General features: G+C 73.0%; 18 protein-coding genes. 3 read left to right on the forward strand and 15 right to left on the reverse strand.

Annotation, left to right across the window (positions count from 1 at the left end; translation table 11 throughout):
* Window positions 1–42: 42 nt before the first annotated feature.
* The 12 genes from era to ACFRAV_RS15010 all read right to left on the reverse strand — a co-directional run bounded on the left by era (window position 43) and on the right by ACFRAV_RS15010 (window position 11,632).
* Entirely contained in the window at window positions 43–996 is a 954-nt protein-coding gene (era, locus tag ACFRAV_RS14955; RefSeq protein WP_382555311.1) for a GTPase Era, read from the reverse strand.
* 133 nt (window positions 997–1,129) lie between these two features.
* Window positions 1,130–1,483 carry a cytidine deaminase gene (locus ACFRAV_RS14960; protein WP_382555313.1) on the reverse strand — a complete coding sequence of 118 codons (354 nt, stop codon included), beginning with the start codon at window positions 1,481–1,483 and terminating at the stop codon, window positions 1,130–1,132.
* A 37-nt stretch (window positions 1,484–1,520) separates the two neighbouring features.
* The gene (locus ACFRAV_RS14965) at window positions 1,521–2,558 is read right to left on the reverse strand and encodes a S66 peptidase family protein (RefSeq protein ID WP_382555315.1); all 1,038 of its coding nucleotides are present in this window, start codon (window positions 2,556–2,558) and stop codon (window positions 1,521–1,523) included.
* A 43-nt stretch (window positions 2,559–2,601) separates the two neighbouring features.
* Window positions 2,602–2,970 carry an MmcQ/YjbR family DNA-binding protein gene (locus tag ACFRAV_RS14970; RefSeq protein WP_382555318.1) on the reverse strand — a complete coding sequence of 123 codons (369 nt, stop codon included), beginning with the start codon at window positions 2,968–2,970 and terminating at the stop codon, window positions 2,602–2,604.
* Window positions 2,967–4,277, reverse strand: coding sequence for a hemolysin family protein (locus tag ACFRAV_RS14975; RefSeq protein WP_382555319.1), 1,311 nt, complete (start codon window positions 4,275–4,277; stop codon window positions 2,967–2,969). The genes ACFRAV_RS14970 and ACFRAV_RS14975 overlap by 4 nt, the downstream gene beginning before the upstream one ends.
* Window positions 4,274–4,771: an rRNA maturation RNase YbeY gene (gene ybeY / locus ACFRAV_RS14980; protein ID WP_351114537.1), complete on the reverse strand. Its 498-nt coding sequence runs from the start codon at window positions 4,769–4,771 to the stop codon at window positions 4,274–4,276. The genes ACFRAV_RS14975 and ybeY overlap by 4 nt, the downstream gene beginning before the upstream one ends.
* 12 nt (window positions 4,772–4,783) lie before the next feature.
* Complete coding sequence (locus ACFRAV_RS14985; protein WP_382555322.1) at window positions 4,784–5,860, reverse strand: PhoH family protein; 1,077 nt, start codon at window positions 5,858–5,860, stop codon at window positions 4,784–4,786.
* Between the two features lie 169 nt (window positions 5,861–6,029).
* On the reverse strand, window positions 6,030–7,169 hold the full coding sequence (locus ACFRAV_RS14990) for a PfkB family carbohydrate kinase (RefSeq protein ID WP_382555495.1): 1,140 nt from the start codon (window positions 7,167–7,169) through the stop codon (window positions 6,030–6,032).
* A gap of 175 nt (window positions 7,170–7,344) precedes the next feature.
* The gene (locus ACFRAV_RS14995) at window positions 7,345–8,631 is read right to left on the reverse strand and encodes an MFS transporter (protein WP_382555496.1); all 1,287 of its coding nucleotides are present in this window, start codon (window positions 8,629–8,631) and stop codon (window positions 7,345–7,347) included.
* A gap of 95 nt (window positions 8,632–8,726) precedes the next feature.
* The gene (locus ACFRAV_RS15000; RefSeq protein ID WP_382555324.1) at window positions 8,727–10,049 is read right to left on the reverse strand and encodes a GH1 family beta-glucosidase; all 1,323 of its coding nucleotides are present in this window, start codon (window positions 10,047–10,049) and stop codon (window positions 8,727–8,729) included.
* A gap of 113 nt (window positions 10,050–10,162) precedes the next feature.
* A complete protein-coding gene (locus ACFRAV_RS15005; protein ID WP_382555325.1) occupies window positions 10,163–10,444 on the reverse strand; it encodes a protealysin inhibitor emfourin in 282 nt (93 codons plus the stop codon).
* Window positions 10,445–10,567: 123 nt separating this feature from the next.
* Window positions 10,568–11,632 carry a M4 family metallopeptidase gene (locus tag ACFRAV_RS15010; RefSeq protein ID WP_382555327.1) on the reverse strand — a complete coding sequence of 355 codons (1,065 nt, stop codon included), beginning with the start codon at window positions 11,630–11,632 and terminating at the stop codon, window positions 10,568–10,570.
* Between the two features lie 345 nt (window positions 11,633–11,977).
* Between ACFRAV_RS15010 and leuA the strand changes: the two genes are divergently transcribed.
* Together leuA and ACFRAV_RS15020 are read left to right on the forward strand one after the other, a co-directional pair.
* Complete coding sequence (gene leuA / locus ACFRAV_RS15015) at window positions 11,978–13,699, forward strand: 2-isopropylmalate synthase (RefSeq protein WP_382555330.1); 1,722 nt, start codon at window positions 11,978–11,980, stop codon at window positions 13,697–13,699.
* A gap of 205 nt (window positions 13,700–13,904) precedes the next feature.
* Complete coding sequence (locus tag ACFRAV_RS15020) at window positions 13,905–14,609, forward strand: TerB family tellurite resistance protein (protein WP_382555333.1); 705 nt, start codon at window positions 13,905–13,907, stop codon at window positions 14,607–14,609.
* 3 nt (window positions 14,610–14,612) lie between these two features.
* On the opposite strand, the gene ACFRAV_RS15025 is transcribed toward ACFRAV_RS15020, so the two are convergent.
* Both ACFRAV_RS15025 and ACFRAV_RS15030 read right to left on the reverse strand, forming a co-directional pair.
* Window positions 14,613–15,491: a hypothetical protein gene (locus ACFRAV_RS15025; protein ID WP_382555334.1), complete on the reverse strand. Its 879-nt coding sequence runs from the start codon at window positions 15,489–15,491 to the stop codon at window positions 14,613–14,615.
* Window positions 15,488–16,045 (reverse strand): SigE family RNA polymerase sigma factor, encoded by a 558-nt coding sequence (locus ACFRAV_RS15030; RefSeq protein WP_382555336.1) that lies wholly within the window; start codon window positions 16,043–16,045, stop codon window positions 15,488–15,490. Before ACFRAV_RS15030 ends, ACFRAV_RS15025 begins: the two co-directional genes overlap by 4 nt.
* Window positions 16,046–16,122: 77 nt before the next feature.
* Between ACFRAV_RS15030 and ACFRAV_RS15035 the strand changes: the two genes are divergently transcribed.
* Window positions 16,123–16,578, forward strand: a complete 456-nt coding sequence (locus tag ACFRAV_RS15035; protein ID WP_382555338.1) for a protein phosphatase — start codon at window positions 16,123–16,125, stop codon at window positions 16,576–16,578.
* Here ACFRAV_RS15035 and ACFRAV_RS15040 read toward each other — a convergent pair.
* Window positions 16,553–17,071, reverse strand: coding sequence for a GNAT family N-acetyltransferase (locus tag ACFRAV_RS15040; protein WP_382555341.1), 519 nt, complete (start codon window positions 17,069–17,071; stop codon window positions 16,553–16,555). The two genes, ACFRAV_RS15035 and ACFRAV_RS15040, sit on opposite strands and share 26 nt — an antisense overlap.
* Window positions 17,072–17,117: the final 46 nt, after the last annotated feature.

The following is a 17,117-nucleotide window of genomic DNA, read 5'->3' on the forward strand; positions in this document are numbered from 1 at the left end:
GCCGACGAGCGGTCCCGGGGCCGTCGTGTGCCCGCCGGGCTCCTAGAAGCCCAGCTTGCGCAGCTGCTTGGGGTCGCGCTGCCAGTCCTTGGCGACCTTCACGTGCAGGTCGAGGAAGACCGGGGTGCCCAGCAGCGCCTCGATCTGCTTGCGGGACTTGATCCCGACGTCCTTCAGGCGCTGGCCCTTGGGGCCGATGACGATGCCCTTCTGGCTGGAGCGTTCGATGTACAGGTTGGCGTGGATGTCCAGCAGCGGCTTGTCGGCCGGCCGGTCCTCACGCGGCAGCATCTCCTCGACGACCACGGCGATGGAGTGCGGCAGCTCGTCCCGCACGCCCTCCAGGGCGGCCTCGCGGATCAGCTCCGCGATCATCACCTGCTCCGGCTCGTCGGTGAGGTCGCCCTCCGGGTAGAGCGCCGGGCCCTCGGGCATCAGCGGGATCAGCAGGTCGGCGAGCAGATCGACCTGCTTGCCGGCGGTCGCCGAGACGGGGATGATCTCCGCCCAGGCGATGCCCAGCTCCCTGCCCAGCTGGTCCACCGCGATCAGCTGCTCGGCGAGTTGCTTGGAGTCCACCAGGTCGGTCTTGGTGACGATCGCCACCTTCGGGGCCTTCTTGATGGCCGCGAGCTCCTTGGCGATGAACCGGTCGCCGGGGCCGATCTTCTGGTCGGCGGGCAGGCAGAAACCGATCACGTCGACCTCGGCCCAGGTGGTGCGCACCACGTCGTTGAGCCGCTCGCCGAGCAGGGTGCGCGGCTTGTGGAGGCCGGGGGTGTCCACCAGGATCAGCTGGGCGTCCGGGCGGTGCACGATGCCGCGCACGGTGTGCCGGGTGGTCTGGGGGCGGTTGGAGGTGATCGCCACCTTCTGGCCCACCAGAGCGTTCGTGAGGGTGGACTTGCCCGCGTTGGGGCGGCCCACGAAGCAGGCGAAGCCGGCCCGGTGGAGGTGGTCCTCGGACGGCTGCGGTGACTGTGTACGAACGCTCATGCCGCCCATTCTCCCCGATCGCGGGCCGCCCTCGTACCGGCGGGCGCTCCCGCGGCCCGCACGGGCGGGTGACCCGCCCCACAACGGGGTCCGCGGAGCCCCGTCCCGCGCGTGCGGGGCTCCGCGGGAACGGTCAGACGGTCCGGGTCTCGCGGACCGCGCCGTCGGGGCCGGCGACCAGCACGGGAGTGCCGGCGCCGCCGAGGTCGTGGACGGCGGCGAGGTCCTCGGCGGGCAGGTCCGCCTCGGTCACCACGGCCGCCGCCTCCAGCGACTTCGCCCCGGAGGCCACGGCCATCGCCACCGCCGTGCGCAGCGCGCTCAGCCCCAGCGACTCCAGGGCCACCGTCCCGGCGACGTACGTCCGCCCCGTCTCGTCCCGCACGGCCGCGCCCTCCGGCACGCCGTTGCGGGCCCGCGCGGAGCGGGCCAGGGTCACGATCTTGCGGTCCTCGGGGTCGAGGTCGAGCGCGCTGCTGTCGGTCATGGTCCGAGCATACGAAGCCCCGGCGGGGCCGCGGGCGTCAGGCCAGCGTCTGGACGACCTCGCCGCGCCCGGCGGTGTGCGTCACCCGGGCCCGCGCCCCGTTCACCAGCGGCAGCCAGGGCCGCACGTGCCCGCACTCGAGGTCGGCGAGGATCGGCACCTTGAGACCGCCGAGCGCGTCCAGCACCGCCTCGTGCTGGGTCATGGTCGGGGTGTCGGGGGCGGTGGTCCGGCCGACCAGGACCGCGGTGGCGGCGTCGAAGGCGCCGGACAGCCGCATGCCGTGCAGCTGGCGGGCGATGGAGTAGGCGTTGTCCTCGCAGGCCTCCACGTAGACGAGCAGCCCCTCGGGTGCGTGCTCGCGGGCGAAGGCGGTCAGGTCCAGGTAGGGGCTGCCGGCGAGCGGACTGACGATCTCCGTGCACCCGCCGATCAGGCGGCCCTCGACGGTGAGGTCGCCGTCGCCGTCCAGGCGCGTCCAGCGGCCCTCGGTGTTCAGTCCCTGGGCGCTGAAGCCGGGGTCGGACTCCCAGTCGTCGAAGCTTCCCGACACCCGGTACCGGCCCGGCGGCACCTGGGTCAGCGGGTGGTCCGGGCCCTGCGGGGCGGTCACCACGTCCAGCCAGGACAGCAGCCCCTCGGGCGTCTCGTACGGCGTGTCCATCAGGTTGTTGCCGTGCACACTCGCCCAGCCGGTGAGCAAGGTCAGCGGCGTCATCCAGGCGGTGGTGTCGGAGTAGCCGACCACCCAGGTCGGCTCGGCGGCGCGGATCGCGTCCCAGTCCAGGTGGGGGAGCAGGTCGATCGCCGTCTCCCCGCCCCACGGCGGTACCACGGCCCTGATCTCGGGGTCGGTGAGCATGGCGGTCAGTTCGGCGGCCCGCTCGGCGACCGGCGCGCTGACGTGGGTGGGCGTGCCGATGCACTCACCGACCACCACCTCGTAACCGTGGTCGCGCACGACCTGGACGGCGTGGTCGAGCCGGGGCAGCAGCGGCTTCTGCACGCCGCTGGACGGGGCGGTGACCCCGATCCGGTCACCTGGGCGCAGGGGCCTGGGGAAACGTATCGTCATGCCCCGTGAGTCTGCCGGGCCGAAGGACCCGAGGACAACGCGATTACGGCCGGTCCAGCCGCAGCCGCTCCGCGCGGGGGAGGCCGGCGACCACCAGGTCGTAGGAGTCCTCGACCAGTTCGCGGATCAGGGCGTCGGGCAGGGCCCCGGCTCCCCCGCCGACGGTCACCGTGTTCCAGTGCCGCTTGTTCATGTGCCAGCCCGGCACGACCAGCCCCTCGTGCTCCTCGCGCAGGCGGACCGCGTCGTCCGGGTCGCACTTGAGATTGGCCGTCAGGGGCCGCGCGTCGAGCGCCGACAGGGCGAAGAGCTTGCCGCCCACCTTGAACACGGAGGTCTCCGGCCCGAACGGGAAGTCCTCGGACGCGCCGTTGAACGAAAGGCAGAGCGCGCGCAGCTCCTGAGGGGTCATCGGTCCTGCCGTTCCCCGTCCTCCGACGGCTCGGGAGCCGGCACCGGCTCCACCAGCACGGTCACGATCTTGTTGCGGCGGCCGGCCGCGGACTCCGCGGTCAGCCTGAGGCGGCGCCCGTCGGGGAGCTCGACCTCCGAGGAGGCGCCGGCGATGGGAACCCGCCCCAGCGCCTTGGCGAGCAGACCGCCGACCGTCTCGACGTCCTCGTCGTCGTACTCCTCGACACCGTAGAGCGCGCCGAGGTCGCTGATGTCCAGACGCGCGGTGACCCGGTGGCAGCCGTCGTCCAGCTCCTCCACCGGGGGCAGCTCGCGGTCGTACTCGTCGGTGATCTCGCCGACGATCTCCTCGAGGATGTCCTCGATGGTGACGATGCCGGCCGTGCCGCCGTACTCGTCGATGACGACCGCGACGTGGTTGCGGTCCCGCTGCATCTCCCGCAGCAGGTCGCCGGCGTTCTTGGTGTCCGGCACGAACGCCGCCGCGCGCATGGCCGTGCTGACCAGCTCGCTCTCGGCCTCCCGGCTGATGTGCGTGCGCCGCACCAGGTCCTTGAGGTAGACGACGCCGACGACGTCGTCCTCGCTCTCGCCGGTGACCGGGATGCGGGAGAAGCCGGACCGCAGCGCCAGGGTGAGCGCCTGACGGATCGTCTTGAACCGCTCGATGACCACCAGGTCGGTGCGCGGCACCATCACCTCGCGCACCAGGGTGTCGCCCAGCTCGAAGACCGAGTGCACCATGCGGCGCTCCTCGTCCTCGATCAGCGACTCCTTCTCCGCCAGGTCCACCATGGCGCGCAGCTCGGCCTCGGAGGCGAACGGGCCACGGCGGAACCCCTTGCCGGGGGTCAGGGCGTTGCCCAGGAGGATCAGCAGCGAGGGCACCGGGCCCATGATCCGCGCCAGCGGCAGCAGCACGTACGCCGCGACCGTCGAGGTGTTGAGCGGGTGCTGGCGGCCGATGGTGCGCGGCGAGACGCCGACCGCCACGTACGACACCAGCACCATCACGCCGATGGCGGTCAGCAGCGCCTGCCAGGTCTCCGCGAAGAAGTCGAGGCAGGCGTAGGTGACCAGGGCGGCCGCCGCCATCTCGCAGGCCACGCGGACCAGCAGCGCCACGTTGAGGTAGCGGGTGGGGTCGGCAGCCACCTGGGCGAGCTTGGCGCTGCCGCGGCGGCCGGTGCGTATGGCCTCCTCGGCGCGGAAGCTCGACACCCGCGCCAGACCGGCCTCGGCGCAGGCGGCGAGCCAGGCGAGGACGAGCAGGGCGACGACGCCCACGATCAGCTGGACGGTCATGAGACGGTCGGGGCGGGCGACGGGCCGGTGAGGCCCTTCTCGGCACGCCAGCCGTCGACGATGGCGGCCTGAAGGCCGAACATCTCGGCCTTCTCGTCGGGCTCCTCGTGGTCGTAGCCCAGCAGGTGGAGGACGCCGTGGACGGTGAGCAGCTGAAGCTCCTCGTTCATGGAGTGCCCGGTCTCCGCCTCCTTGCCCTGCTTCTCGGCGACCTCCGGGCAGAGCACGATGTCGCCGAGCAGCCCCTGCGGGGGCTCCTCGTCGTCCTTGGACGGCGGACGCAGCTCGTCCATCGGGAAGGACATCACGTCGGTCGGACCCGGCAGGTCCATCCACTGGATGTGCAGCTGCTCCATGGCGTCGGCGTCCACCACGATCACCGACAGCTCGGCGAGGGGGTGGATGCGCATCCGCGCGAGGGCGTAGCGGGCGATGTCCAGGATCGCCTCTTCGTCGACCTCGGTGCCCGATTCGTTGTTGACGTCGATCGCCATGGTGCGGCTGTTCTACTTCCCCTTGTGCCCGGTCCGGCCGCGGCCGCCCTGGTGGGCGCCGTTCTCGGTGCCGTGCGTGCTGTCGTACTTCTCGTAGGCATCGACGATACGTCCGACGAGCTTGTGCCGGACGACGTCCTGCGACGACAGCCGGGAGAAGTGGACGTCCTCGACGCCCTCCAGGATGTGCTGCACCTGCCGCAGGCCCGACTTGGTGCCGTCCGGCAGGTCGACCTGGGTCACGTCGCCGGTGATCACGATCTTGGAGTCGAAGCCGAGACGGGTGAGGAACATCTTCATCTGTTCGGGCGAGGTGTTCTGGGCCTCGTCGAGGATGATGAAGGCGTCGTTCAGCGTCCGGCCGCGCATGTAGGCCAGCGGCGCGACCTCGATGGTCCCGGCCGCCATCAGGCGGGGGATCGAGTCGGGGTCGAGCATGTCGTGCAGCGCGTCGTACAGCGGGCGCAGGTACGGGTCGATCTTCTCGTACAGCGTTCCGGGCAGGAACCCGAGCCGCTCGCCGGCCTCGACCGCCGGGCGGGTCAGGATGATTCTGTTGACCTGCTTGGCCTGGAGTGCCTGCACCGCCTTCGCCATCGCCAGGTACGTCTTGCCGGTACCGGCCGGACCGATGCCGAACACGACGGTGTGCTTGTCGATGGCGTCGACGTAGCGCTTCTGGTTGAGCGTCTTGGGCCGGATCGTGCGGCCGCGCGAGGACAGGATGTTCTGCGTGAGCACCTGCGCCGGGGTCTCCTGACCGCCGCCCTCGCCGCCGCCGTTTCCGCCCGCCTTCAGCATGGCGATCGATCGTTCCACCGCGTCCTCCGTCATCGGTTGCCCGGTGCGGAGCACCAGCATCATCTCTGCGAACAGGCGCTGGATGACGGCCACGTCCCCCGGGTCGCCCACCGCGCTGATCTCGTTGCCCCGGACATGGATGTCGGCCCCGGGGAAGGCCGTCTCGATCACGCGCAGAAGGGAGTCTCCGGACCCGAGCACCGTCACCATCGGGTGCTTGGCGGGGATGGTGATCTGGGCGCGTGCGGGTCCCTCACCGGGACCGGGAGCATGGGGTGTCTGCGTCATGGGCCGGCTCGAGGCCTGCACATCCTCCTCGCTGGAGTTCGCCCGTCACACGGGGCCTTCCGTGTCCCAGGGTACGACGGGCCACGGTCAAGCCCCCAAGCCTTTTGCCACGCCAGGGCGCCCTCACACCCGGCGGCCCCCGGGCAGGCGCCACCCGGTGTGAGGCGGGTCAGCCGGAGCGGCGGAAGCCGATGGTGGGGACGGCGCGGCGGCGGGGCCAGGGAGCGGTGGCCCGGCGCAGCGGGCGGGGGATCAGGGCGTCGAGGAAGGCGTAGCGCCGCAGGCCCTCCGGGTCCTGGCCCTCCAGGGACTGCACGGTCCGCCACCAGGCGGCGACCTCCGCCCAGCCCGGCGCGGACAGCGACCCGCCGAAGTCCTGCACGGACAGCGCCGCCGTGAGCCCGGCGAACGCCAGCCGGTCGGCGAGCGGCCAGCCGGCCAGCGTCCCCGTGACGAACCCGGCCACGAACACGTCGCCCGCCCCGGTGGGATCCAGTGCCTCGACCGCGATGGCCGGCACCTCCGCCGCCTCGCCGGTCCGCCCGTCGACGGCGTAGGCGCCCTCCGCGCCGAGCGTCACCACCGCGACGGGCACGTGCTCGGTCAGCGCGTGGGCGGCGCGGCGCGGGCAGTCGGTGCGGGTGTAGCGCATCGCCTCGGCCGCGTTCGGCAGGAACGCCTCGCAGTGCGCCAGGTCCGGCAGCGCGGCCAGGTCCCACGCGCCGGTGTCGTCCCAGCCGACGTCGCCGAAGATCAGCGCGCCCGCCCGCGCGGCGTGCGCCACCCACGGCTCCCGGCGGCCCGGCGCGAGCGAGGCCACCGCGGCCCGTGACCGCGGCGGCAGGTCCGGCGACGGCTGCGCCCGCTCCGGCGGCTCGTGGCCGTGCGAGACCATCGTGCGCTCGCCCTCGTAGGCCATGGAGACGGTCACCGGCGAGTGCCAGCCGGGCACCGTGCGGGACGGGGACAGGTCGATGTGCTCGCCCTGCTCCAGCGCGTCCCAGCAGTACTCGCCGTAGTGGTCGTCGCCGAAGGACGCGGCCAGCGAGGTGCGCAGCCCCAGCCGGGCCAGCGCGGTGGCCATGTTCGCGACCCCGCCGGGGCTGGAGCCCATGCCGCGGGCCCAGGACTCGGTGCCGCGCACGGGGGCCTGGTCCAGCCCGGTGAAGATGATGTCCAGGAAGACGGTCCCGGTCAGGAACACGTCGCACGGCGGCTCGTCCGGGGCGCGCAGGGCCGCCAAGGGGTCGACCTGCGGGCCGGACCGGTCCTGGGCGGGAGCGACGTCGGCGGGGACGCGGGCGGGCACGTCGGGGACGGGCCGGCCGGGAGTGGGCTCGTCGGGGGCGGCATCGTCGGGGGACGCGGCGTCGGGGGCGGCGTCGTCGGGGTACCTGGGCGCTTTCACGGGCGGAGCCTTCTTGCCGGTGGTGCGGTTTCCGCCAGTCTGCCCCAGGCCTCGCCCCGGTACGCGGCGGCACGGGTCAGTCGACGCCGCGCACCCGGTGGACGAGGAGGGCGCCGGCCAGGGCCAGCAGGCCCGCGACGACGTACAGCGTGGTGTACCCGCCCAGACCCGTGACCAGCGGCGCGGCCAGCGCGGGCGCCATCACCTGGGGCAGCGAGTTGGCGACGTTGATCACGCCGAGGTCCTTGCCCCGGGCGGCCGCGTGCGGCAGCACCTCCGTCATCAGCGCGAAGTCCACCGACGTGAACACGCCGAAGCCGACGCCCAGCAGCGCCGCGGCCACCAGCGCCGACGACCAGGTCTGCCATCCGGCCAGCATCAGCGTGGCCCCCGCCATCAGCACCCCCGACCACAGCACGTACGGCTTGCGGCGGCCCGAACGGTCCGAGCGCACGCCGCTGATCACCACCGTCGCCAGCAGCATCACGGCGTTGACCACGGTCAACACCAGCACGCCCTGCTCCGGGTCGGGGTGACCGACCCGGTCGCGCAGATAGTAGAGGAGGTAGAGCAGCACCAGGGCGTTCGACAGGTTGATCAGGAACCGGGTCAGCCAGGCCCAGCCGAGGTCCGGGTGGCGGCGCGGGTCGAACCCCAGCCCGGCCACGAACCGGCGCGCCGTCACCGGGGCGGGACGCTCCGCCCCGGGCAGCGGCGGCTCGTGGTGCAGCAGCAGCGGGACCACGCCGAGCAGGCTGAGCACCGCGCAGGCCGCGTACCCGGCGCCGATGCCGCCCGCCGCGGCGGCCAGAGCGGTGCCGGCCACCACGCCGACGATCTGGACGCCGCCCAGCCACCCGCCCACCGTTCCCCGCTGCGGCCGGGGCACCCGGTCCGGGACCGCCGCGGTGACCGCCGCGAACGAGGCGTTCAGCGTCAGCTGGACCAGGCACCAGCCGACGAGCATCGTCCACGGCCCGGGCGCCTGGCCGAGCAGCACCAGGAACACCGCGCCGCTCGCCGAACCGGCCAGGATCCACGGCCGCCGCCTGCCCCACCGGGAAGCGGTGCGGTCCGACAGCGCGCCGAACACCGGGCTCGCGACCAGCGCCACCACCGCGCCGACGCCGGTCACCCAGGCCAGCATCGTCTCCTTGGTCATACCGGCCAGGCCGAACGCCCCGGCCGCGTCGCCGCCGGCGGCGAACGCGGCGGTCTGCGAGGCCAGCAGGATCTGCATCGGGCCGTACCAGCCCACCCAGACCGCGCCGTTGGCCAGCGACAGCGAGGCCGTCCAGCGGCCGCCCACGCGCTTCGTGGGCTCGACCGGGGGCCCGCCGTCCGCGCCGCCGCCGACGGGCAGGTCCTCGGACAGGGGCCGGCCGACGGCCGCGCCGGAGAGGCCCGCGCCCACCGGGCCCGCGCCCGTCGGTTCCGCGTCCGCGCCGGACGCCGTGGTCACCGCTGCGCCCGGAGGCAGTCGCGCAACTGGTCGCGCAGCCAGGCGTAGGAGGCCTTCGGGGTGCGGGTCCGCTCCGGGGAGTCGAAGTCGACGTGGACCAGGCCGAAACGCTGCCGGTAGCCCTCGGCCCACTCGAAGTTGTCCAGCAGCGACCAGACGAAGTACCCGCGTACGTCCACGCCCGCCTCCAGGGCCCGGTGCAGGGCACGCAGGTGGGCGTCGAGGTAGGCGATCCGGTCCTGGTCGTCCAGGCCGGGGTAGGAGCAGCCGTTCTCGGTGACCATGAGGGGCGGCAGCCGGTCGGCGTAGCGGTCGCGGAGCCCGGTGAGGACCTCGGTCAGCCCTTCGGGCACCACCGGCCACCCGAAGTCGGTCCGCGGGCGGCCCTCGATCTCGTGCACCGAGAAGGGCATCTCCGGCGGGACGTCGAGGGTGCCGTAGGCGCTCGGCCCGCCGGTGGGCGCGCCGACGAGGGAGGGTGCGTAGTAGTTGACGCCGTACCAGTCGAGCCGCTCCGAGACGATCTCCAGGTCGGCCTCCGCGCCGTCCGGCATCAGCTCCGCGACGCCCTCCGGGTAGCGGCCCAGCAGCAGCGGGTCGGAGAAGGCGCGGTTCATCAGGACGTCGTAGAAATCGGCGGCGGCCAGGTCCTCCTTCCGCTCCGAGACGGGCCAGGTCGGCGCGTGCGAGACGGCGATCCCGACGTCGGCGGCCCCCGCCGCGCGCAGGGCGCGCACCGCGAGGCCGTGGGCGAGGAGCTGGTGGTGCGCCACCGGCAGCGCCTCGAACAGCATCCTGTGGCCCGGCGCGTGCACGCCGAGGGCGTGGCCGAGGAAGGTGTGCTCGGCGGGCTCGTTGACGGTGATCCAGGTCCGCACCCGGTCGCCGAGCCGGGCCGCCACGCGCTCCACGTAGGCGGCGAACCGGGCGGCGGTGTCCCGCTCCCGCCAGTCCAGCGCGGCGGGCAGGTCCCAGTGGAACAGCGTCGGCACGGGGCGGACGCCGGCCGCGAGCAGGTCGTCCACCAGGCGGTCGTAGTGATCGAGCCCGCCCGGGGAGTCGACGCGCGGCCAGGAGACGGAGAACCGGTAGGCGTCGAGTCCGAGCCCGGCGAGGAGCTCCACGTCCTCGCGGTGACGGTGGAAGCTGTCGCAGGCCACGGCGGCGGTGGAGCCGTCCGCGATGCTGCCGGGGCGCGCCTCGAAGACGTCCCAGACGGACCGCTCGCGCAGGTCCGCGGCGCCTTCGATCTGGTGGGCGGAGGTGGACGCGCCCCAGAGGAAACCGGGCGGGAACGGCGGAAGCGGGTCGGCTGCCATGGGGCGGATCCTCCTCACCCCGCGGGGGGAAGGTCAACACCCTTGCGCGGCCTGCTCCTTGCACCGAGCTCCCGGCTCCTGCCGGTGCCTGGCGCCCGGTGGGGCCCGAGAGGTCAGAGGCGGGTGCCCTCGGCGAGGGCGCGTGCGGTGAGGTCGCGCTGGGCGGGGGTCAGGTCCTGCTCGCCGACCTCCACACCGGGGGAGCCGTCCACCGCGATCTCGTAGCGGAACCCGTCCCGGACGGACGAGTCGGCCTGGGACGGCCCCGCCCCGTCGGCGAGGGCCGCCTCGGCCAGCCGGTGCCACTCCTCCGCGTCGGCCAGCCCGTCGGTGTCCACCAGCGCGCGGCGGACCAACCCGGCGAACCCGCCCGAACGTGTCACTTCGATATGCATGGCACCTGTCTAGCGCATCCGGGCCCGCGCCGCGGCCGGTCGTGGGGAACCGTCACGCGACGCGGGCGGAAGGCGTCACCCGGTGCGGGCGCCTTGCGGCGCCGTCACGCCTCGCGGGCGCCGTCACGCCTCGCGGCTGAGGACGCCGACCTCCTGCCAGGCCTTCTCGACCGCCTGGGCCTCCGCTCCCTCGCCGAACCGCGTCGCCGCCGCCTTCAGCGTGAGGCGCGCGAAGTCCGCGAACTCCGCGTCCGCCTTGAGGTCGCCACCGGTGAGGACGTCGTACCAGACCTGCCCCGCCTTCTCCCAGGCGTGGCCGCCCAGCGCCGTGGCGGCGAGGTAGAACGCCCGGTTGGGGATGCCGGAGTTGATGTGCACCCCGCCGTTGTCCTGGCGGGTGTCCACGTAGTCGTCCATGGAGCCCGGCTGCGGGTCCTTGCCGAGGACGTCGTCGTCGTACGCGGTGCCCGGCTCCTTCATGGAGCGCAGCGCCTTGCCGGTCACCCGCGGCGCGAGCAGCCCGGCGCCCACCAGCCAGTCGGCCTCCGCCGCCGTCTCGCCCTTCGTGTGCTGCTTGATCAGCGAGCCGAACACGTCGGAGAGCGACTCGTTGAGCGCCCCGGACTGGCCGTAGTACTCGAGGTTGGCGGTGTACTGGGTGACGCCGTGCGTGAGCTCGTGGCCGATCACGTCGACGGGGATGGTGAAGTCCAGGAACACCTCGCCGTCGCCGTCGCCGAAGACCATCTGCTCGCCGTTCCAGAAGGCGTTGTCGTACTCCACGCCGTAGTGGACGGTGGCGTCGAGGGGCAGGCCGCCGCCGTCGATGGAGTCGCGGCCGTACACCTTCAGGAACAGGTCGAAGGTGGCGCCCAGCCCGGCGTAGGCGCGGTTGACGCTGGCGTCCTGACCGGGCTCCTGGCCCTCGCCGCGGACCTTGGTGCCGGGAAGGGTCTCGCGCTTCTTCGCGTCGTAGATCGTGCGGTGCGGCTTGCCGTCCTCGGCGGCCTCCGGACGGGCGAGGATCCGCGCGCCGGCCACGGCGTTCAGCCGGCGGCGGGTGCGCTCCAGGGAGTCCCGCTCCCTCGTGCGGCGGGCCCGGCCGGAGACGAGCTCGTCGGAGTGCCGGGAGAGGGTGTCGAGGATGTGCGGGGGGATGATCGTGCAGAAGACCCGGTTTGTGCTCATACCTCCCCATGGTCGCGAGGAGTGACGAAAAAGTCACTAGCAGTGACGGTAAGTGATCCAACATCGCCGCCGATGACCGGCTTTGTCGCTTGTCTTGTGGTCTCGGGCACCTTTTGCCCGATTGATCGCGGGAGTCCCGCATACTGATACACGACCGCGCATCGTGGCGTGGCTCGGTTAGGCTGCGGCACATCATGCGGTACTGGCTGCTCCTCCTTAGCTGCCGCGGCGAGGGTCTGTAAGTCGCAAGGCCGACCCCCTCCCCGCGGTGTCCGGCGTTGCTGCCGACAGTCGGCCGTCCTCCAGGACCTACGTCCACCGGACACCCAAGGAGCCGAATCCGTCATGGTGAACCGCCAGAAGCCCTCCTCGATGCCGATCAGCAAGTACGGGCGTTACGAGCAGGTCGACATCCCCGACCGCACCTGGCCCGGTCGGCGCGTCACCGCCGCCCCCCGCTGGCTCTCCACCGATCTGCGCGACGGCAACCAGGCGCTGATCGACCCGATGTCCCCCGCGCGCAAGCGCGCCATGTTCGACCTGCTGGTCCGGATGGGCTACAAGGAGATCGAGGTCGGCTTCCCCGCCTCCGGCCAGACGGACTTCGACTTCGTCCGCTCCATCGTCGAGGACGAGAACGCCATCCCCGAGGACGTCACCATCTCGGTGCTGACGCAGGCCCGCGAGGACCTGATCGAGCGCACGGTGGAGTCCCTGAAGGGCGCCCGCCGGGCCACCGTCCACCTGTACAACGCCACCGCGCCGGTCTTCCGCCGGGTCGTCTTCCGCGGCTCCAAGGACGACATCAAGCAGATCGCCGTCGACGGCACCCGCCTGGTGATGGAGTACGCCGAGAAGCTGCTGGGCGACGAGACGCAGTTCGGCTACCAGTACAGCCCGGAGATCTTCACCGACACCGAGCTGGACTTCGCTCTGGAGGTCTGCGAGTCCGTCATGGACGTCTGGCAGCCCGGCCCGGACCGCGAGATCATCCTCAACCTGCCCGCCACCGTGGAGCGTTCGACGCCGTCCACGCACGCGGACCGGTTCGAGTGGATGCACCGCAACCTGTCCCGCCGCGAGTTCGTCGTCCTGTCCGCCCACCCGCACAACGACCGCGGCACCGCCGTCGCCGCCGCCGAACTGGCCGTGATGGCCGGCGCCGACCGCGTCGAGGGCTGCCTGTTCGGCCAGGGCGAGCGCACCGGCAACGTCGACCTGGTGACGCTGGGCATGAACCTCTTCTCGCAGGGCGTCGACCCGCAGATCGACTTCTCGGACATCGACGAGATCCGCCGCACCTGGGAGTACTGCAACCAGATGGAGGTCCACCCGCGCCACCCGTACGTGGGCGACCTGGTCTACACGTCCTTCTCCGGCTCCCACCAGGACGCCATCAAGAAGGGCTTCGACGCCATGGAGGCCGACGCGGCCGCCCAGGGCGTCACGGTGGACGACCTGGAGTGGGCGGTCCCGTACCTGCCGATCGACCCCAAGGACGTCGGCCGCTCCTACGAGGCGGTCATCCGGGTCAACTCCCAGTCCGGCAAGGGCGGCGTGGCGTACGTCCTGAAGAACGACCACAAGCTGGACCTGCCGCGCCGGATGCAGATCGAGTTCTCGAAGATCATCCAGGCGAAGACCGACGCCGAGGGCGGCGAGATCACGCCGACGAACATCTGGGAGATCTTCCAGGACGAGTACCTGCCCAACCCGCAGAACCCGTGGGGCCGCATCCAGGTCGAGACCGGCCAGACCACCACCGACCAGGACGGCGTCGACACGCTGACCGTGCGCTGCACGGTCGACGGCGAGCCGACGGTGCTGACCGGTACCGGCAACGGTCCGATCTCGGCCTTCTTCGACGCCCTGCAGAACATCGGCGTCGACGTACGCCTGCTGGACTACCAGGAGCACACGATGAGCGAGGGCGCCTCCGCGCAGGCCGCCTCGTACATCGAGTGCGCCGTCGGCGACAAGGTCCTGTGGGGCATCGGCATCGACCCCAACACGACGCGTGCCTCGCTGAAGGCGGTCGTCTCCGCCGTCAACCGCGCGGCCCGCTGATCACTCCGCCCGGCCCGGCCGGCCGGGCGACTTCCCGGGGCCCGCTCGCCGTCCACCGGCGGGCGGGCCCCGGCGCGTTCCGGCCACCTGGCGCGGATGATCACGAATTGGTCTCCTCCAGGGTGCTGACGCGGCCTCGGTGGTGTGGCTAACATCACGCCGAGCGCGACGATGTTGCCGCGGCTTACCCGTACGGAGGTGCGACGTGCTGCCAGGGAGCGGACGAGACGGCGGACGGCGCCCCGCGCGCGCACTGCGGATGGTGGGCCTGCGCACCAGCTGGACCGACGCCGGCGAGGGCGAGTTCTTCTGCCCCGGCTGCGGCGGGGACCGCAACTACCGGCGCCTGCACGGCCAGGTGCGGCTCACCGTGCTCGGCGTCCCGCTGGCCGGCCGCGGGCAGACCGGGCCGGTCGTCGAGTGCTCCTCCTGCGCCGCGCGGTATGGCGCCGAGGTCCTGGACCACCTCACCACCGCGCGCTTCTCCACGATGCTGCGGGACGCCGTGCGGACCGTCGCCCTGGCGGTCCTGGCGACCGGCGGCGCCGGCTCCCGGACCGCCCTGGAGACCGCCGCCGAGGGCGTGCGGGCCGCGGGCTTCGACGACTGCACCGCCGACGAACTCGCCCTGCTGGTCCGGGTCGTCGACGACGAGGACGCCTCGCGCTCCCTGGGGCGCCCCTGCGAGGCGGCGATCGCCCTCGAACTGCACGAGGCGCTGGGCCCGCTCGCCCCCCACCTCGCGCCGCTCGGACGCGAATCGATTCTCCTCCAGGCCGCCCGCGTCGCCCTGGCGGACGGCCCCTACCGGCCCGTCGAGCGGGCCGCGCTCACCACGGTGGGCGCGGCGCTGGCCCTCCCCGACGCGGACGTCTCCCGCCTCCTGGAGTCCGCCCGCACGCCGTCCTGAGCCCTACGGCAGCGACCGGGGGTACCCCTTGTCCCGGTCGGAGTCGTAGACCAGCTCCCCTGCGGCGTCGTACCCCTTGATGTGCGGTGGGGCGGTCGCCTTGCGGTCGAGTTCACCGGCGGCGACGAACCAGCCTTCGTCCAGCGCCGCCTCCTCGGTCCTGCCGCCGTACGTGACGGTGACCCGGGCGACCGAGGGCGTCACCGTGCCGACGGCACCCCATCGGAAGGGCAGTTTCCAGCCCTTGCCGGAGCCGTCGTCGAACCGGGGGGAGAGGACGGAGATGTCGCGGTCCAGCGCCACCGGCCCGGCGCCCCGCGCGGGGCCGCGAACCTGGCCGCCGGAGGCCTTCGATCCGTCCTTGACGTGGCAGACGGTGCGGGCGACGTGGCCCGGTGCGGCCTCGTCGTCCACCGCCACGACCACGAAGCCCGCCTTCATCGGATCGTCCGTCACGGTGGCCCGCATGGCGAGCAGCATGCGGAACTCCTCGACGGGCGGCGCCACGGGCAGGGGACCGGACGGCGGCGGTTCGCCGGCGGTCGCCTCGCGCCAGTGGTCGAGGCACGCCCGCAGTCCTCGGGTCGCCTGCTCGTGGGTGACTCCGTCCAGCAGTCGGCCCCCGGCCGCGGGGCCGACCGTGTCCCCGCCGGTGGTCGCCGGCGCGGCCAGCCGGTACACGCCCAGGGGCGCCACGGCGAGGACGGCCAGCGCGGCCCCCAGCACGGCGGACCGCTTCCGGCGGGCGATGCGGCCGCGGTGGCGGATTCTCCCGTAGGGAGCCGGGGAGGGATCCAGCTCTCCGGCCTGCTCGGCCAGCAGCGACCGCAGTGCGGCCTCCTGAGACGAGTCCGCGCCGCCGTGGGTCTCGTTGCCGTTCATCGTGCCCCTCCCTGTTCCGTGCGGACCTGCCCACTCGTCGTCCCGTTCGCCGCTCGGTCCAGCGCCTCGGCCAGGCCCGGTGTCGCGCGCAGCTTCGCCAGGCCCTTGGCGGCCTGGCTCTTGACCGTGCCGACCGAGCAGCCGAGGGCCGCGGCCGTCTCGGACTCGGACAGGTCCTCCCAGTAGCGCAGCACGATCACCGCCCGCTGCCGGGCCGGCAACGCGGCCAGCGCCGCCATCAGCGCCCGTCGCGTGTCGGCCCGTTCCCCCTCGTCCCCGCCGGCCCGCTCGGGCACCGCCGAGGTCAGCGACTCGGGCACCCGGCGTTTGCGGAACCGGTCGCTGTTGCAGCTGACCAGGATCCGCCGGACGTACGCCTCCGGGCTGTCCGCGCGCAGCACGCGCCGCCAGGAGCGGTACGCCTTGGCGAGCGCGGTCTGCGTCAGGTCCTCGGCCAGGTGCCGGTCGCCGGTCAGCAGGTACGCGGTCCGCACCAGACGGGGCCACCGGGCCTGTACGAACTCCTGGAACCCGTCCTCCAGTTCGGTCTGCATCACGACCTCCTCACCCCACTGACCGCACCCCTGCCCGATCAGGTTGCTCGACCTGCCCGGCGTGGTTCGATGAGGGCATGACGGACGGGTGGGAGAGCTGGCCGGAGGACGGACCCGGAGTGGTGCGGCTGCCGTCGGGCCGCCTGGTGCGCGGCCGGGGGCTGCGGGACCCGCTGCCGCCGGGGCCCGCGCCGGAGCTCGGGCTGTACCTGCAGGCCCGGCGCGCCCCCGAGGTGCCGTGGGAGGCGCGGCTGCTGCGGTGGCCGGACTTCCGGCTGCCGGCCGACCGGGAGGAGGCCCGGTCGGCGCTGGCCGAGGTGTGGCGGGCCGCCGCCGGCCGCCGCGTGGAGGTCGCCTGCGGCGGCGGGCGCGGACGCACCGGGACGGCGCTGGCGTGTCTCGCCGTCCTCGACGGGGTGGACCCCGCCGAGGCGGTGGCCTGGGTGCGCCGCCGCTACCACCCACGCGCCGTGGAGACCCTGTGGCAGCGGCGGTACGTGCGGCGCTTCAGCGCCCCGGGACCGGAGGCGTGAGGTCCAGCCGCATCACCAGGCGGTCCTGGCCGGGGCCGAAGTAGTCCGGTCGCAGGCCGCCGTCCGGTTCCTCGCAGACGAAGCCGAGCGAGCGGTACAGCAGGATGGCCGCGCTGTTGGCCGGCTCCACGGTGAGCCGGACCACGCCGATCCCGTCGTCCCCCAGCAGCAGGAGGACCTCGCGCATCAGGTCGCGGCCCAGACCCCGCCCGCGTCGGTCGCGGGTGACGCACAGGCCGAGGATCCAGCAGTCCTGGCTGAGCGTGTCGGTCCCGGCCAGCACGTAGCCGTGCAGGCGGCCGGAACCGTCGTCCAGGACCAGGAAGTGCCGCTGGTAGAGATCGAAGAGCTGGCGGAGAAGAAACGCGGGGTAGGCGAACTGGCCGAAGATCTCGTGGTCGAGACGGCGCAGTTCGGGAAGATCCGTTTCCTCCGCGCGTCGGAGGACCAGCTCCGTGGGGGCGGAGGGAAGGGCCTCCGTGTATGCGGTCATGCGGGCGCACCACCTTCGATCGGGTGAATCCGGTGCGCGGGCGGCC

Source organism: Streptomyces sp. NPDC056600, assembly GCF_042792855.1.
Lineage (GTDB): Bacteria > Actinomycetota > Actinomycetes > Streptomycetales > Streptomycetaceae > Streptomyces.

Coding starts and splice junctions, on each gene's coding strand:
- ACFRAV_RS15000 (WP_382555324.1), bottom strand. CDS start 10,049: ATGGCAGCCGACCCGCTTCCGCCGTTCCCGCCCGGTTTCCTCTGGGGC.
- ACFRAV_RS15010 (WP_382555327.1), bottom strand. CDS start 11,632: ATGAGCACAAACCGGGTCTTCTGCACGATCATCCCCCCGCACATCCTC.
- ACFRAV_RS15025 (WP_382555334.1), bottom strand. CDS start 15,491: ATGAACGGCAACGAGACCCACGGCGGCGCGGACTCGTCTCAGGAGGCC.
- era (WP_382555311.1), bottom strand. CDS start 996: ATGAGCGTTCGTACACAGTCACCGCAGCCGTCCGAGGACCACCTCCAC.
- ACFRAV_RS15030 (WP_382555336.1), bottom strand. CDS start 16,045: ATGCAGACCGAACTGGAGGACGGGTTCCAGGAGTTCGTACAGGCCCGG.
- ybeY (WP_351114537.1), bottom strand. CDS start 4,771: ATGGCGATCGACGTCAACAACGAATCGGGCACCGAGGTCGACGAAGAG.
- ACFRAV_RS15035 (WP_382555338.1), top strand. CDS start 16,123: ATGACGGACGGGTGGGAGAGCTGGCCGGAGGACGGACCCGGAGTGGTG.
- ACFRAV_RS15040 (WP_382555341.1), bottom strand. CDS start 17,071: ATGACCGCATACACGGAGGCCCTTCCCTCCGCCCCCACGGAGCTGGTC.
- ACFRAV_RS14985 (WP_382555322.1), bottom strand. CDS start 5,860: ATGACGCAGACACCCCATGCTCCCGGTCCCGGTGAGGGACCCGCACGC.
- leuA (WP_382555330.1), top strand. CDS start 11,978: ATGGTGAACCGCCAGAAGCCCTCCTCGATGCCGATCAGCAAGTACGGG.
- ACFRAV_RS14960 (WP_382555313.1), bottom strand. CDS start 1,483: ATGACCGACAGCAGCGCGCTCGACCTCGACCCCGAGGACCGCAAGATC.
- ACFRAV_RS15005 (WP_382555325.1), bottom strand. CDS start 10,444: ATGCATATCGAAGTGACACGTTCGGGCGGGTTCGCCGGGTTGGTCCGC.
- ACFRAV_RS14970 (WP_382555318.1), bottom strand. CDS start 2,970: ATGACCCCTCAGGAGCTGCGCGCGCTCTGCCTTTCGTTCAACGGCGCG.
- ACFRAV_RS14975 (WP_382555319.1), bottom strand. CDS start 4,277: ATGACCGTCCAGCTGATCGTGGGCGTCGTCGCCCTGCTCGTCCTCGCC.
- ACFRAV_RS14965 (WP_382555315.1), bottom strand. CDS start 2,558: ATGACGATACGTTTCCCCAGGCCCCTGCGCCCAGGTGACCGGATCGGG.